The sequence below is a fragment of the Microbacterium sp. AK031 genome, assembly GCF_024807145.1.
GTDB lineage: Bacteria > Actinomycetota > Actinomycetes > Actinomycetales > Microbacteriaceae > Microbacterium.
The window spans coordinates 121,642-136,909 of the sequence record NZ_JANUCA010000009.1 but is presented as its reverse complement, the minus strand read 5'-3'; the positions used below and the strand labels follow the sequence as shown (position 1 = coordinate 136,909).

At 67.4% G+C, this 15,268-nt stretch carries 15 protein-coding genes; 4 read left to right on the top strand and 11 right to left on the bottom strand.

Annotation, left to right across the window (positions count from 1 at the left end; genetic code table 11):
• The first annotated feature begins 410 nt into the window (after positions 1-410).
• Positions 411-1,658, top strand: coding sequence for a CoA transferase (locus tag HDC95_RS15765; protein ID WP_259064588.1), 1,248 nt, complete (start codon positions 411-413; stop codon positions 1,656-1,658).
• Here HDC95_RS15765 and HDC95_RS15760 read toward each other — a convergent pair.
• The 3 genes from HDC95_RS15760 to HDC95_RS15750 are packed head-to-tail and all read right to left on the bottom strand — an operon-like array spanning position 1,585 to position 3,865.
• Positions 1,585-2,394: a DUF4184 family protein gene (locus HDC95_RS15760; protein ID WP_259064587.1), complete on the bottom strand. Its 810-nt coding sequence runs from the start codon at positions 2,392-2,394 to the stop codon at positions 1,585-1,587. The two genes, HDC95_RS15765 and HDC95_RS15760, sit on opposite strands and share 74 nt — an antisense overlap.
• A complete protein-coding gene (tyrS, locus tag HDC95_RS15755) occupies positions 2,394-3,695 on the bottom strand; it encodes a tyrosine--tRNA ligase (RefSeq protein ID WP_259064586.1) in 1,302 nt (433 codons plus the stop codon). Before tyrS ends, HDC95_RS15760 begins: the two co-directional genes overlap by 1 nt.
• Positions 3,696-3,727: 32 nt before the next feature.
• The gene (locus tag HDC95_RS15750; protein ID WP_259064585.1) at positions 3,728-3,865 is read right to left on the bottom strand and encodes an aldo/keto reductase; all 138 of its coding nucleotides are present in this window, start codon (positions 3,863-3,865) and stop codon (positions 3,728-3,730) included.
• 15 nt (positions 3,866-3,880) lie between these two features.
• Between HDC95_RS15750 and HDC95_RS15745 the strand changes: the two genes are divergently transcribed.
• Positions 3,881-4,039 carry a hypothetical protein gene (locus HDC95_RS15745; RefSeq protein ID WP_259064583.1) on the top strand — a complete coding sequence of 53 codons (159 nt, stop codon included), beginning with the start codon at positions 3,881-3,883 and terminating at the stop codon, positions 4,037-4,039.
• A gap of 4 nt (positions 4,040-4,043) precedes the next feature.
• Here the strand turns inward: HDC95_RS15745 and HDC95_RS15740 are convergent, their stop codons facing one another.
• The gene (locus tag HDC95_RS15740) at positions 4,044-5,207 is read right to left on the bottom strand and encodes an ATP-binding protein (protein WP_259064582.1); all 1,164 of its coding nucleotides are present in this window, start codon (positions 5,205-5,207) and stop codon (positions 4,044-4,046) included.
• Between the two features lie 92 nt (positions 5,208-5,299).
• Between HDC95_RS15740 and HDC95_RS15735 the strand changes: the two genes are divergently transcribed.
• Positions 5,300-5,872 carry a DUF1349 domain-containing protein gene (locus HDC95_RS15735; RefSeq protein ID WP_259064581.1) on the top strand — a complete coding sequence of 191 codons (573 nt, stop codon included), beginning with the start codon at positions 5,300-5,302 and terminating at the stop codon, positions 5,870-5,872.
• A 210-nt stretch (positions 5,873-6,082) separates the two neighbouring features.
• A complete protein-coding gene (locus tag HDC95_RS15730) occupies positions 6,083-7,285 on the top strand; it encodes a Cmx/CmrA family chloramphenicol efflux MFS transporter (protein ID WP_259064580.1) in 1,203 nt (400 codons plus the stop codon).
• Here HDC95_RS15730 and argH read toward each other — a convergent pair.
• From argH to argC, 7 genes are read right to left on the bottom strand one after another with little or no spacing between them, the layout of a single operon-like run.
• Entirely contained in the window at positions 7,255-8,685 is a 1,431-nt protein-coding gene (gene argH, locus HDC95_RS15725) for an argininosuccinate lyase (protein WP_259064579.1), read from the bottom strand. The two genes, HDC95_RS15730 and argH, sit on opposite strands and share 31 nt — an antisense overlap.
• Before the next feature lie 51 nt (positions 8,686-8,736).
• Positions 8,737-9,864: a heparan-alpha-glucosaminide N-acetyltransferase domain-containing protein gene (locus HDC95_RS15720; RefSeq protein ID WP_259064578.1), complete on the bottom strand. Its 1,128-nt coding sequence runs from the start codon at positions 9,862-9,864 to the stop codon at positions 8,737-8,739.
• A gap of 3 nt (positions 9,865-9,867) precedes the next feature.
• Positions 9,868-10,791 (bottom strand): ornithine carbamoyltransferase, encoded by a 924-nt coding sequence (gene argF, locus HDC95_RS15715; RefSeq protein ID WP_259064577.1) that lies wholly within the window; start codon positions 10,789-10,791, stop codon positions 9,868-9,870.
• On the bottom strand, positions 10,788-12,005 hold the full coding sequence (locus HDC95_RS15710) for an acetylornithine transaminase (RefSeq protein ID WP_259064576.1): 1,218 nt from the start codon (positions 12,003-12,005) through the stop codon (positions 10,788-10,790). The genes argF and HDC95_RS15710 overlap by 4 nt, the downstream gene beginning before the upstream one ends.
• Positions 12,002-12,919: an acetylglutamate kinase gene (gene argB, locus HDC95_RS15705; RefSeq protein ID WP_259064575.1), complete on the bottom strand. Its 918-nt coding sequence runs from the start codon at positions 12,917-12,919 to the stop codon at positions 12,002-12,004. Before argB ends, HDC95_RS15710 begins: the two co-directional genes overlap by 4 nt.
• Positions 12,916-14,073, bottom strand: coding sequence for a bifunctional glutamate N-acetyltransferase/amino-acid acetyltransferase ArgJ (gene argJ, locus HDC95_RS15700; RefSeq protein ID WP_259064573.1), 1,158 nt, complete (start codon positions 14,071-14,073; stop codon positions 12,916-12,918). The genes argB and argJ overlap by 4 nt, the downstream gene beginning before the upstream one ends.
• Positions 14,070-15,113 carry an N-acetyl-gamma-glutamyl-phosphate reductase gene (argC, locus tag HDC95_RS15695; protein WP_259064572.1) on the bottom strand — a complete coding sequence of 348 codons (1,044 nt, stop codon included), beginning with the start codon at positions 15,111-15,113 and terminating at the stop codon, positions 14,070-14,072. Before argC ends, argJ begins: the two co-directional genes overlap by 4 nt.
• Positions 15,114-15,268 lie beyond the last annotated feature (155 nt).

Below are 15,268 nucleotides of genomic sequence, written 5' to 3'. Positions count from 1 at the left end.
ATTTGACAAGTGCACGCTGTTGAGTTCTCAAGGATCGGACGCTCCCCCGACCCAGTCATCACAACCAGGCCCGAAGGGCAACTTCTCAATCTTACTCCGTGGCGCCCGTTTGTCAAATCGGCGATCCGAGCGAACTCGGTCACGATCTGCGGATCCACAGAGCATCCCCACACAGCATCTCACCGAGGTGATCTTCTGTGTTGGGAGGTGTTCAACCGCTTGAGGGGAGCGAGGCCTTGGCCCTTGCTCAACCCTGTGGGGCGAACAGGTAATAACTTACGTGGGATCCGGGGGTCCGGCAAATTTCAGCGGCGCCCCGGGCGTGTCGCCGACCACGTGCCGGATCATCGTCCCAGGTCACCATGGTTTTCTGGTCGATACGCTCCTCTCGGGCGTACGATCACGAACATATGGACACCTCGTCACCGCTCCCCTCTCGTCTCGCGACGGGCGATCTCGCCTCCGCCAGTGTCAACGCGGTGCTCCGGTCCATCGACGATTCCCGACAACCAGATCCCGACCGGATCGCGATGGCGTATCGCAGCGATCGACTGCTGCGTATCGATGGCGAGTCACCGTCGGTGTGGTCGCCGTATTCGGGTTTCTGGCGCGCTGCCGACGGTTGGCTGCGCACGCACGGCAACTACCCGCACCACGCGAGCGCCCTCTGCCGCGGACTCGAGGTTCCGGCGGACGCGACCGCGGATGATCTGCGGTCAGTGTTCGCCGCGGCATCCGTTCGAGAGTCTGTCGATCGCATCGCCGACGCGGGAGGTCTGGCTGTCGAAGTCGGCCGAGAGAAGCCAGGCCACGATGCGGCGTTGCGCGCGCGACCGCTCGTCGAGATCAGGCGCATGGGCGCTGACGCGCCGCCGCGATCACACGCGTCCTCCGTTCCGACGGCGCCGCTGCGTGGCATTCGCATTCTCGACCTCACCCGGGTGATCGCTGGTCCTGTCTGCACCCGCACTCTCGCCCTCCTCGGTGCCGAGGTGCTGCGCATCGATCCCCCGCATCTCGCCGAACCGCAGTGGCAGCACTTCGACACCGGTCACGGCAAACGCAGCGCCATTCTCGACGCGCGGTCTGAGCAGATGAACGCTCTGTTGAAGGACGCGGATGTCATCGTGCTCGGCTATCGACCCGCCGCGCTCGGGCGCCTCGGCCTCTCCCCCGATGTTCTCGCAGACCGACATCCGGGGCTGATCATCGCTCAGTTGAGTGCCTGGGGTCTCGAGCACCCCGACCGCGCAGGATTCGATTCGCTCGTGCAGGCGGAATCCGGCATCGCGATGATCGAGTCGCCGGACGGCGAGCGGCCTGGTTCCCTTCCCGCGCAGGCACTCGATCACAGTGCCGGCTACCTGCTGGCCGCTGCGGTCCGCGAGACATTGGCCCGCCGATCACGCGAAGGCGGTACGTGGCACATCTCGACCTCGCTTCGACGCATGGCCGCCGAGTTGCTGGGAATGCCCCGTCGCGACGAGCCTCAGCCTGAACGCGAGATCGACCCGGAACTGCACAGCCAGACGTTCTCGGTCGCCGGGCGCACGGTGGTGACGGCCGCACCGGCGCTGCCGGGGTTCAGCTTCGCGGCACCACGCGTGTGGGGCGGCGACCGCCCACTATGGCGATCACCACACACAGTGCGAGTGTGAGCATCGCCCAGATTCCGCACGCCGAGGGCAGCATGCGGTACGCCAGATGCTGCAGGGTGAACTCCGCGGTGAACGGACCGTAGGTCAGATAGCCGACCACCCACGCGGCGACGAGGATCGCCGGCAGCGACAGCCACCACACCAGCCGGATCCATTCCGGCAGTAAGCGGTCACGATCGGCGTGCGCAACGCTGCGACGCAGCCGGAGCAGCGCCCAGATGCCGATGATGACAAGCCCGACGATGCTGGAACCGTGCTGCAGCCACTTGAAGCCCTGCAACGGACCCCACTGCTCGCCCAGCGCGGGGAAGAGGTCGAGCCCGAGGCGCCCCGCGTGCGTGAATGCATCCCACAGGATGTGCGAGACGACACCGAGCAGCAGCGACAGGATGAGCAGCGGGATGTACGAGCGTCGCTGTCCGATTCCGACGGCCTCGGTCGCAGCATCCGCGGCCGGCCGGTCCCACTCGCTCGGCAGTCGGCGCGCCAGCCAGGACGGCGCGAGCTCGGATGCCGCGGGCCGCAGCACCACACGCCAGACGAGGAACAACCCGAGGGCGAGCACCATCGTCCAGAGCAGGTTCGCGAAAGTGTGCGTGAACGCGTATGTGACGCCGAATCCGCGGAGGAACAGCGGCAGGTCCGGCGTCATCGCGCCGATCGCGATCGCCGCCGGAATCAGCGGCGTACGGATGAACGGCAGTGCGAGTACCGCGTGACTCGGTGTGAACGGCATCAGCCGACGAAGACGCCGGCGAGTGTCTTCTTGCCTCTGCGCAGCACCGACACTCCTCCGGGGAGGCTTCCCTGCACGACGGCCGCGTCGTCCTCGACCCGCGCGCCGTCGAGTGTGACACCGCCCTGGGTGATCGCACGGCGCGCCTCGGAGAGGCTTGCGACGAGACCGGTCGACACGAGCGCGTCGACGACGGGCGTGCCAGCCGGGACAGTCGCGTTCGGAAGCTCCTCGAGCGCAGAACGCAGCGTCGCCGCATCCAGCGCTGTCAGGTCGCCCTGGCCGAAGAGCGCCTCGGATGCCGCGATGACAGCCGCCGTCGCATCCACCCCGTGCACTGTCGCGACCACTTCGAGCGCGAGGCGCTTCTGGGCGGCGCGACGGAACGGCTCGGTCTCGACGAGCTTCGCGTACTCCTCGATCTCGGCGCGGGTCAGAAAGGTGAAGACCTTGAGGCGTTCGACGACGTCGGCGTCAGCGGTGCTCAGCCAGAACTGGTAGAACGCGTACGGACTGGTCATGTCCGCATCGATCCAGACGGCGTTGCCCTCGCTCTTGCCGAACTTCGTGCCATCGCTGTTGGTGATCAGCGGCGTGCCGATCGCGTGCGCCGAGCGGCCCTCGACGCGGTGGATGAGGTCTGTGCCGCTGGTGAGGTTGCCCCACTGGTCTGACCCGCCGGTCTGCAGCACGCAGTCGTACTGGCGGTACAGCTCGAGGAAGTCGAGCCCCTGCAGGATCTGGTAGCTGAACTCGGTGTAGCTGATGCCGGCGTCCGAGTTCAGCCGCGCGCTCACAGCGTCTTTCTTCAGCATCGTGCCCACGCGGTAGTGCTTGCCGATCTCGCGTAGGAAGTCGATCGCGCTCAGCGGAGCGGTCCAGTCGAGATTGTTCACCATGCGGGCGGCGTTCTCGCCCTCGAAACTGAGGTAGCGCTCGACCTGCTCGCGCAACCGGCCGACCCAGTCGGCGACGGTCTCGCGGGTGTTCAGTGTGCGCTCCGCGGTCGGACGCGGGTCGCCGATGAGGCCTGTCGATCCGCCGACGAGGCCCAGCGGCTTGTGACCGGCGAGCTGCAGACGGCGCAGCAGGAGCAACTGCACGAGGTGCCCGAGGTGCAGGCTGGGCGCCGTCGGGTCGAATCCGCAGTAATACGTGATCGGGTCTCCGGCGAGAAGGGCGCGCAGCGCCTCCTGGTCGGTGGACACGTGGACGAGGCCGCGCCACACGATTTCGTCCCACACGTTCTCGAACGTGGGGTCGATCGCGGGTTCAGCAGTCGTCAGAGCAGGATTCGACACGCGTCTCAGGCTATCAGCGCGACGACACCGTCTCAGGCCGGTGCGTCCATCGCATCGACCTCCTCAGGCGTGAGGGCGAACAGCGCAGCATCCATCGCCGCGTCGAGCTGTTCCACCTTGCTGCCGCCGAGAATCGGGCGGATGCCGTGGGCCAGGAGCCACGCGAGCACGATCTGTCCGCGCCTGTGTCCGAACGCCTGCGCGACGTTCCGGCCAGGATCCTGGCCAGACGGATCGCCCTGCTCGAGGAGCACGCCAACCGGGTGCAGCAGAGGCTCGAAGAGGTGCTGTCGCAGCAGGCTCGGCTGGCGGAGAAGATCACCTGGTACCGATCGGCGCTCTGAACGACTACCGCGGGTCGTCCACGAGCTCACGGATGTAGCCCGCGAAGCCGGGGACCGGGATGGTGACGCGTCCATGCCCCTCGGAGCGGATCAGGCCCTTCGCGATCAGACGGGCGCGCACCGAGGACAGGCTGCGAGATGACACGTCCAGGACGTCGGCGAGATCGCCGCGGTCGGCAGCATCACCGTGTTCCTGCAGCCAGGCGACCGCGACGAGGAATCGGCGCTGGTTCGCCGTGGTGTTCGCCCAGCGTGCGGCGAACAGGTTCCGCAGGTCACGATCGACACTCGAGCGAGCGGTCTTCACGTGACGAGGTGTGATCGTGCCGCCGGCATCCGGTCGCCCGGCGGCGACCCAGGACGCATCGCCGTACAGTTGCACAGCGTAGGGATACCCGGCGGCGAGCTCAGCGGCGAGCGCGAGCGCATCCGGTTCCCACGTCACGTCCAATTCGAATGCCGGATCGCGGAGGGCCGCGACCTGTGCACCGACCGACAGCATCTCGAGCGGGCGGTACGCGAAGCGCTCGCTGAAGGTGACGGCATCCGCGATCTGCTCCGGTGCGTTGGGGAGACCTGCCGCATAGACGGCGGCGGGGATGTCGGATGCTTCGGCCTGCAGATGCTGCCACGCGTACGCGAGCGTGCGGATGCCGTCGGCATCCGCCGACTGCACCTCGTCGATGAACAGGATCAGGGCCTTCACCCGCTTGCGGTCATCGGCGGTCGCCCGGATGAGTTTCTCCAGCGCCCTGGCACCGACGGCCTCCGGCGCCGGCGCCCTGGTCTTCGCGCTGACGGATGCGACCCCTGGCACACCGAGCGTGACGGTCAGCTGATCGAGGTGCTCACGTATCGAGGTCGCCGCGGCGTGGGGCCATGAGCTCGTCGCATCGCGGATGCCGTCGACGATCTGGGCGATCAATCCGCTCTGCTCCCCCGCCGTGACCCAGATGCAGAGCACATCGCGTTCCTCGGCAAGGCGCTGGTACGCACGCAGCAGCGAGGTCTTGCCGATGCCGCGCTCGCCGAACGCGACGTGGATGCGGCCGATCAGCCGCTGCAGGTCGACCAGGAGCGAGAGCCTCTCGTTGAACTCATCGATCAGCTCACCTCGACCGGGGACGGCGCGAGCGATCTCACCTGGCGTGTACGGACTCGGCTGCATCGACCCTCCAGAGGAACGAGATACTCAGAGATACTTCGCCCCAAGTATCTCGAAGTATCCGGACGGCGTCAACGCCCGATATGGTGGCGATCATGATCGCCTGGACCGACGGAACATGGACCACTCCTCCTGCCGAGAGCACTGCCTCCGGGAGCCACCTCGACGTGACCGCACGTGAAGGAAGCGACGCGTGGCGTCACACTGCCTACGGATTCGTCCACGAGAACGCCCACGCCCTGTTGGCACCTCTCGCCGTGGGCGAGGCGATGGACGTCTCGTTCCGTGCACCGTGGGAAGGGCAGTTCGACCAGGCGGGCCTGTATGTGCAGGCAGACCATGAGCACTGGATGAAGGCGGGCCTCGAGTTCGCCGACGGTCACCTCGGGCTCGGCGCGGTAGTCACCGACATCCACTCCGATTGGTCAGTCGGTCACGTCGATGAATGGCACGGTTCGGAGATCACGGTGCGCGTGAGCCGCTGGGCGGATGCTCTCATCGTGCGTGCGCGCGCGGATGACGGCGAGTGGCGCCTGGTGCGCGTCGCGCCGTTCGATGGCGATGTTGCCGCCTCAGCCGGTCCGTTCCTGGCTGCGCCGATGAGCGCGAATCTGGTCGTGAGGTTCACCCGTTGGGAGCGCAGCGCCGCAGACGAAGCGCTGCACTAGGCGTGATGTGCGGCGAGGTTGTTGCGAGATATAGAGTTTGGGACATGTCGAGTCCCGAGTCAGACACTTCAGGGGTTGTCGGTCACACCGCCAGCCCCGTGAACCCCTAGCTACGACGCCCACGGTCTGTGTGGGCATCTCTGGCGTACCTGGGCGCTGGCCGTGGTGACGAGAAGAACCCTTTCTTGATCTCTCACCTCGGAGTACTCGATGCCCTTTGCTCTCTACATGCTTGCCCTGGCGGTTTTCGTCATGGGCACTTCAGAATTCATGCTCGCGGGACTGCTCCCCGCGATAGCGACCGAACTCGACGTCTCGGTCGGCACTGCAGGCCTGCTGACCTCCGCATTCGCTGCAGGCATGGTCATCGGCGCACCAGCGATGGCGGCATTTGCTCGCCGTTGGCCGCCGCGGCTGACGCTGATCGTCTGCCTTCTCGTGTTCGCGGGAACTCATGTCATCGGCGCGATGACATCGGTGTTCTCGCTCCTCCTCGTCACTCGGATACTCAGCGCCCTTGCGAACGCAGGATTCCTCGCGGTGGCGCTGAGCACAGCCACGACTCTGGTTCCCGCGAATCAGAAGGGGCGTGCGCTGTCGATACTGCTGTCCGGCACGACGATCGCAACCGTCGCTGGCGTCCCCGCCGGGGCGCTGCTCGGCACCGCGCTCGGCTGGCGAACGACGTTCTGGGCGATCGCCGTCCTCTGTATTCCCGCGGTACTCGGAGTTGTCCGAGGCATCACGAACGATGCGGGGAAGGTTGCGACCAGCGCGTCCTCACCGAGGCTCCGCGCCGAGCTCAGCCAGTTGGCGACGCCGCGGCTCATCCTGACCATGGCGCTTGGAGCGCTGATCAACGGAGGGACTTTTGCGGCATTCACTTTCTTGGCACCCGTTGTGACCGAGACCGCCGGTATGTCCGAAGAGTGGGTGTCCCTCGCGCTGGTGATGTTCGGCATCGGGTCGTTCCTCGGCGTCACGGTCGCAGGGCGGCTCTCAGATCAACGACCTGGCGCAGTGCTCGCCGTCGGTGGACCGCTGCTCCTGTCAGGCTGGATCGTGTTGGCCTTGACCGCGTCGCATCCCGTCGCGCTCAACGTCCTCGTCCTCGTTCAGGGCTTCCTGTCATTCTGCGTCGGCAGCACCTTGATCACGCGCGTGCTCTATGCCGCGTCGGGCGCGCCGACGATGGGCGGTTCGTATGCAACCGCGGCATTGAATATCGGAGCTGCCGCGGGGCCCGTGCTCGGTGGAGTCGGGCTCGCGACCGGGTTGGGATTGCTCGCGCCGGTGTGGGTCGCCGCAGCGCTGACAGCGATCGCACTCGTCATCATGCTCATCACGGGGCGCGCGCTCATGAAGCCCGCTGCGGGGACCGCTCAGAGCCCGAGCGCGTGCGCAGCCGACTGAGCACGGGCGATCAGCTCGGCCCGCTGCTCGGCCACGCGCACCGGGGCCGTGCCGCCTGCACCGGTGCGGGAGGCGACGGACCCCTCGATGCTCAAGACCTCGCGCACCTCTGGAGTGAGGTGCGGTGAGACCTGCGCGAGCAGTTCGTCCGTGGCATCCTCGAGCCCGATCCCCTGCGATTCGCAGGCCTTCACGAGCGCACCGGATATCTCATGCGCGTCGCGGAAGGGCACGCGCCGCTTGACCAGCCACTCGGCGACGTCGGTCGCCAGAGAGAACCCCTGCGGGGCGAGTTCTGCCATCCGCGCGGTGTCGAAGGTGAGGGTCGCGACCATTCCCGCGAACGCGGGAAGCAGCACTTCGAGGGTGTTCACCGAGTCGAAGACCGGCTCCTTGTCCTCCTGCAGGTCGCGGTTGTACGCGATGGGCAGTCCTTTGAGCGTGGCCAGGAGCCCGGACAGGTTGCCGATCAGTCGACCGGACTTGCCGCGCGCGAGCTCGGCGATGTCGGGGTTCTTCTTCTGCGGCATGATGCTCGAACCCGTCGACCAGCTGTCGTGCAGGGTGACGAAACCGAACTCGCGTGTGTTCCAGAGGATGATCTCCTCCGCGAAGCGCGACACGTCGACCCCGGTCATCGCCGTGATGAAGGCGAACTCCGCCACGACGTCACGTGCCGCGGTGCCGTCGAGGGAGTTCTCCGCCGGACGGTCGAGCCCCAGCTCGCGGGCGACCAGTTCGGGGTCGAGGCCCAGCGTCGATCCGGCGAGCGCTCCCCCGCCGTACGGCGAGACTCCCGCACGGACGCGCCAGTCGACGAGGCGCTCGAGCTCACGTACGAGCGGCCAGGCGTGCGCCTGCAGATGGTGTGCGAGCAGCACGGGCTGGGCGTGCTGCAGGTGAGTGCGGCCCGGAAGGATCGCTTCAGGGTGCGCCTCGGCCTGCGCGACGAGGGCGTCGATGACGCGGAGGATGTCGCGGGCGATGACCTTGGCGTGATCGATCAGGTACATGCGCACTAGCGTGGCGATCTGATCGTTGCGGCTGCGACCGGCGCGGAGGCGCCCGCCGAGTTCAGGACCGAGCTCGGCGATCAGCGCCTGCTCGAGAGCACCGTGCACGTCTTCATCGCCGGGTGCGGGGAGCAGTGAGCCGTCGGCGACCCGGCGCGCGATCGCGTCGAGACCGGCATGCATCTTCTGCTCCTCGTCGGGCTCGAGGTAACCGGCAGCGGCGAGCGCTTTGGCGTGTGCGTGCGATCCGGCGATGTCGTAGGGCGCGAGGATCCAGTCGAAATGCGTCGAGCGGCTGAGCTCCGCGAGCTCGGGCGACGGTCCGCTTGCGAATCGTGCGCCCCAGAGTGCGCCCTCGTTCGTACCGTCGTTCTTCGCGTCGCTCATGATTCCAGCCTAGCGGCGTGCGGCGCTGCGACCAGCGGCCCGACTTAGTGATCAGCGGCGCTCAGCGTGCTGCCCGACCGACCGCGTCGTGCGCTCGAGCACCCATTCCAGTGGGCCGCGGCCGATGAGCAGCGCCCAGGCCGAGCATCCGATGAGCGTGCCGATCGTCATGGGCCAGAACGGTTCGAGCGCGACGAACCCGAAGTAGTCGGTGGTGTCGCCGAAGACGATCAGCATGACGATCGCCCACACCAGCAGTTGCGCGGTGTACGCCGTGAGCGGCATCGCCCCGGTGGCGCGCAACGGCAGCATCAGCATCCTGAGCACGCCGCTGCGACACAGCAGCAGGCAGGCGGCCAGCACGGCGATCGCGAAGCCACCGGAGCCGATGACCTCGAGCACACCGGACGAGTGCGGTTCAGCCGTCCAGACCTCATCCCCGTACGAGCCGCCCGCCGGTGCGGGCAGTTCGGCGAGCCCGTAGCCGATGACCGCGAGCACCGCTCCGACGACGAGCATCCGCACCTGGACCGACGACCGCGTCACCCCGGCGCGCGCGACACCGAGACCCGCGAGCACGAAGGCGATCCACACCGTGAACGGGTAATGCCACCCGATCACGGCGTCGAGCTCGTCGCGGAACGGCGCATCCCAGATCGGCAGCGCCTCGAGCGCGGGTTGCACGAACGGCATGATGACGGCGAGGCCGGCCGCGGTCCACAGCACCGTGCCGGCTCGGAGCCGGGTGAACGGCAACGCCAGCAGGAACAGGATCGCGTAGGCGGGCAGGATGACGAAGACCGGGACCCCGGTGAGGATCAGCAGGATGCCGAGAGCCAGCAGCAGCAGCGCGCGCAGCACCAGCCTCCACCGCGCCCACGTCATCCTGGCGTCGGGAAAGGGCGTGCGGCCGCCGGTGACGAGCCCGATCGAGACCCCGGCCAACGTCGCGAACAGGATCGACGAGCGGCCATCGACGACAGCCGTCCACGTGGACGGGTCTGTCCAGACGAAGCTGTCGGCGGTCAGCAGCAGGTGTGCGGCGAACATGCCGATCACCGCGAGACCGCGTGCGAGATCGACGCCGGCGATGCGGGCTGGCCCGTTCAAGCGGTGCCAGTTGCCGCGCAGGCGCCCCCTCGAGACGGTCAGGGAGCGCGTGCGCTGGCGGCTCGACATGGCTCAGCTCTGGCGGAGCAGCCAGACCAGGAGTGCCTTCTGGGCGTGCAGGCGGTTCTCCGCCTCATCCCAGACGACACTCTGCGAGCCGTCGATGACTTCCGGGTCGACCTCATAACCGCGGTCGGCGGGAAGGCAGTGGATGAAGATCGCCTCTGGATCGGCAAGAGTCATCGTCTCCGCGGTGACCTTGTATCCGCCGAGGTCGCGGATGCGCGCGAGCTTCTCCTCCTCCTTGCCCATCGACACCCAGGTGTCGGTGACGATGACATCCGCACCGGCGGCCGCCTCGACCGGGTCGGTGTAGAGCGCGATCGATCCACCGGTCTCCGCGGCGCGGCGATCGGCATCCTCCACCACGTCGGCGCGGGGTGCGTACGACTCGGGCGAGGCGATGCGCACGTGCATCCCCGCCGTGACGCCGGCGAGCGCATAGGAGTGCGCCATGTTGCTTCCGCCGTCGCCGAAGAATGTCAGCGTGAGTCCCTTGAGGTCGCCCTTGTGCTCACGGATCGTGAGCAGGTCGGCCAGAAGCTGACAGGGGTGGAAGTCATCAGAGAGCGCGTTGACGACCGGAACCCTGGTGCCGGCGGCCATCTCCTCGAGCCCCGCCTGCGCATAGGTGCGCCAGACGATGGCGGCGACCTGACGTTCGAGCACGCGAGCCGTGTCCGACGGGGTCTCCTTGCCGCCGAGCTGGCTGCTCGCTGTCGTGATGATCAGCGGCGAGCCGCCGAGATCTGCGATGCCCACCGCGAACGACACCCGAGTGCGGGTGGATGACTTGTCGAAGATCACCGCGACGGTCTGCGGGCCGGCGAGCGACTTGTCCGCCCAGCGGTCCTTCTTCAGCTCGACTGCGAGATCGAGGATCTCGGTCTGCTCGGCTGTGGTGAGGTCATCGTCGCGCAGCAGGTGGCGGGTCATGCGTTGGCCTTTTCTGTTTCGGATGCCGTGATGCCCGCCCGCACGTCGGCGAGGGCTGTGGCGAACAGCGTCTGGAATTCTTCGATCTCGATGTCGCCGATGGTGAGGGCAGGCGCGATGCGCACCGTCTCCGGATTTGCCGCGTTCACGATCAGACCGCGCTCCTGCGCGGCCTCGACGACCTTGCCCGCGACGGGGGCGGTCAGGGCGACCCCGATGAGCAGGCCGCGTCCGCGCACGCCGCTGACGAGCGGCGAGCCGATGCCTTCGATCACGGTGCGCAGCTGCGCTCCGCGCGCGGCAGCGTTCTCCACCAGTCCCGCGCGTTCGATCTCACCGAGGACGGCGTTCGCGACGGCCGTCCCCAGCGGGTTGCCGCCGAACGTCGAGCCGTGTGATCCGGGCGTGAACAGCGAGCTCGCTGCGCCGAACGTGACGAGAGCGCCGATCGGGAAGCCGCCGCCGATGCCCTTGGCGAGCGTGATCGCGTCGGGCGTGATGCCCTCGTGGTTGAAGCCGAACCATGTGCCGGTGCGGCCGGCGCCGGTCTGGATCTCGTCGATGATGAGCAGCGCGCCGTGCTTCAGCGTGAGCGAGCGCGCAGCAGCGAGATAGCCCTCCGGAAGTTCGACGACGCCGGCCTCGCCCTGGATGGGCTCGACGAAGACCGCAGCGACCCGGTCGTCGAGGGCTGCTTCGAGCGCCTCGATCGTGGCGGGAATGTGCTCGACGCCACCGGGCATCGGCTCGAACGGCGCACGCATCGACGCTTTCGCCGTCATGGCGAGAGAGCCCATGGTGCGTCCGTGGAACGCGTTCTCCAGCGCGATGATGCGGGGCCGCTCGGATCCGCCGTGCAGGCGCGCGAGCTTGAACGCGGCCTCGTTGGCCTCTGCGCCGGAGTTCGAGAAGTATACGCGGCCGTCGATGCCGGCTCCCGCGAGACGCTTCAGGCGCGCCGCGAGCTCGAGCTGCGGAGGCGTGGCGAAGTAGTTCGACACGTGGGCGAGGATCGCGGCCTGCTTCGAGATGGCGTCGACGAACACCGGGTGAGCGTGACCGAGCGAGGTCACGGCGATGCCTGCGAGGAAGTCGAGGTGTCGCTTGCCCTGATCATCCCAGAGGTATGAGCCGTCGCCTCGGGTGAGCAGCGCGAACCGCTCCCCCGCGTTGAGCACGAGATCCCGTGCGGCGTCTTCCTTCCAGACGGTCATGCCGTCACCCCTGATTGTCCGAGTACCACTTCTGTTCCGATTCCTTCGTTGGTGAATAGTTCGACGAGCACCGAGTGCGGCACTCGTCCGTCGATGATGGCCGCTGCATCCACTCCGCCCTCGACCGCGTCGAGACAGGCGCGCATCTTCGGGATCATCCCCGACTCGAGCGTCGGCAGCATCTCGGTGAGTTGGGCGGATGTGAGGTGCGAGACCAGCGACTCGCGGTTGGGCCAGTCCGCATACAGTCCAGGCACGTCGGTGAGGACGACGAGCTTGCGTGCGTTCAATGCGATCGCGAGAGCGGATGCCGCGGCATCCGCGTTCACGTTCAGAGACTGCCCTGGATGATCGAGATCCGGCGCGATACTGGAGATCACTGGGATGCGCCCGGCCGCGAGGTGATCGAGCACTGCGGTCGGGTCGACTTCGACGACGTCGCCGACACGTCCCAAGTCGATGTCCTCCCCGTCGATCACGACGCCGCGACGGCGTCCGCCGAAGAGTCCGGCGTCCTCACCGCTCAGGCCGGTCGCGATCGGGCCGTGCGAATTGATCTTCGCGACGAGCTGCGGGTTGACCTGCCCGGTGAGCACCATGCGCACGACGCTGATCGCCTCGGTGTTGGTGACCCGGTAGCCGCCCTTGAACTCGCTGGGGATCGCGAGCCGGTCGAGCATGTTCGAGATCTGCGGACCGCCGCCGTGCACGACGACCGGCTGCACGCCGACGTAGCGGAGGTACGCGATGTCCTGCGCGAACGCCTCCTGCAGCTCGTCCGACACCATCGCGTTGCCGCCGTACTTGACCACGACGATCTGGTCGCGGAACTTCTTCAGCCATGGCAGCGACCCGATCAGCGTTGTGGCTTTGACAGCCGCGAGATCAGGGGGTGTGTCGTGAGTGTCGGTCATGAGGCGTACGCACTGTTCTCGTGGACGTAGTCGTGGGTGAGGTCGTTCGTGCGGATCGTCGCCTCGGACTCGCCCACCTGCAGATCGATGAGCAGATCAGTGGCCCGGGGGGTGAGGTCGACGTCTTCGCGCGGGCGGTCCGGGCCGCCGTCCGAGCACACTCGTACGCCGTTCATCCAGACGTCGACGTTGTACGGGTCGAACTGCGCGCTGGTGGTGCCGATCGCCGCGAGGACGCGACCCCAGTTCGGGTCGTTGCCGAAGATCGCCGCTTTGAAGAGGTTGTTGCGCGCGACGGAACGGCCGACTTCCACAGCTTCCTGCTCGGATGCGGCGTTCGTGACGCGGATCGTGATGTCGTGGCTCGCACCTTCGGCATCGCTCTGCAGCTTGATGGCGAGTTCATCGCTGAGTTCGGTCAGGGCGGCCGCGAAATCATCGAGGTCGGGCCGGATGCCGCTGGCGCCGTTGGCGAGCAGAGTCACCTGGTCATTGGTAGACATGCAGCCGTCGGAGTCCAGCCGGTCGAACGTCTGCCCCGTCGCGCGGCGCAGTGCGGTGTCGGCGTCGAGCGCGTCGAGGTCGGCGTCGGTGGTGATGACGACGAGCATCGTGGCCAGTCCTGGCGCAAGCATCCCCGCCCCCTTGGCCATGCCTCCGATGGTCCAGCCGTCGCGTGAGACGACTGCCGTCTTCGCGACGGAGTCGGTGGTCATGATGGCCTGTGCCGCCGCGTCCCCGCCGTCGGTGCTGAGCTCGGCGATCGCCTGCGCGGTTCCATCGAGCACCTTGCCACGGAATGCTTCGTCGCCCGTGCCGATCAGGCCGGTGGAGCAGATCAGGATGTCACCGGCACTGACGTCGAGCAGCTCGGCGGCCTTCTCGGCGGTCTGGTGCGTCGTCTGGAATCCGAACGCCCCGGTGAAGCAGTTCGCACCGCCCGAATTCAGCACGATCGCCTCGACCGTGCGGTCGGTGATGACCTGCTGCGACCAGATGATGGGGTTCGCCTTCGCGCGGTTGCTGGTGAAGACTGCGGCGCCGATCTTGCGGGGGCCGCGATTGACGACGACGGCGACGTCGGGATTGCCGGTGGGTTTGAGGCCCGCTGCGACGCCGGCCGCTTCGAAACCCTGGGGTGCGGTGACGCTCATGGCGCGACTCCGTTCAGTGACAGCGCCCGATCCTCGGGGAGTCCGAGCGCGAGATTCATGGATTGGATGGCGGCGCCCGCTGTGCCCTTGACGAGGTTGTCGACGGCGGTGACGACCGTGACACGGTTCGCCGCGCGGTCGATCGCGAGACCGATCAACGCCGTATTGGCGCCGATGACGTCGGCGGTGCGGGGGAACTGGCCCTCCGGCAGCAGCTGCACGAAGGTCTCATCGCCGTAGGCGCTCTCCCACGCCGCACGGATCTCGGCATCGGTGACACCCTCGATGATCGGTGCGGTGCAGGTGGCGAGGATGCCGCGTGCCATCGGCACGAGCACGGGGGTGAAGGAGATCCGCACCTCATCCGCGCCTGCGGCCGAGAGCGCCTGCTGGATCTCGGGGATGTGCCGGTGCGTGCCACCCACGGCGTAGGGGTTCGCGCTGCCGAGGATCTCGCTCGCGAGCAGATTGGTCTTGAGGCTCTTGCCGGCCCCGGAAGGACCGACCGCGAGCACCGCGACGATGTCGCTCGGGTCGATGACTCCTGCAGCGATGCCGGGGGCGAGGCTGAGGCTCACCGTCGAGGCGTTGCAACCGGGGGCTGCGATGCGGCTGGCGCTGCGAAGCGTCTCGCGCTGTTTCGCGCCATCGACCAGCAGCTCCGGGACGCCGTACGCCCAGGGCTCGTGGAAGTCGCCGCCGTAGAACGCATCCCAGGAATCCCGTGATGTGAGGCGATGATCGGCGCCGGCATCGATCACGAGCGGAACATCGCCCAGGGCAACCGTGTATTGGCCGGACTGACCGTGCGGAAGCGCGAGGAAGACGATGTCGTGGCCCGCGAGGATGTTCGGCGTGGTGTCCTGCAGGGTGAGGTGCGCAAGCGAGCGCAGGTGCGGTTGGTGCTGGATCAGTGGTTGGCCGGCGTTGGAATGCGCGGTGACGGTGCGGATCTCGATGTCCGGGTGACTCGCCAGCAGGCGCAGGATCTCGCCTCCCGCATAGCCGGATGCGCCGGAGACGGCGACGGAATACGTCATGGTTCTACCTTAACGGTCTGGGGTGAGGGGCCGATGGCGGCGACACCGGCGCTCGACCCTCTCGTCGGGAATCGACGTTCGGGGAGCACGGGGTCGCCTAGAGTCGGCGGCCGGCCAGACGGCTGCGGCGTCGGCGCACAACGATGACGCTCGGA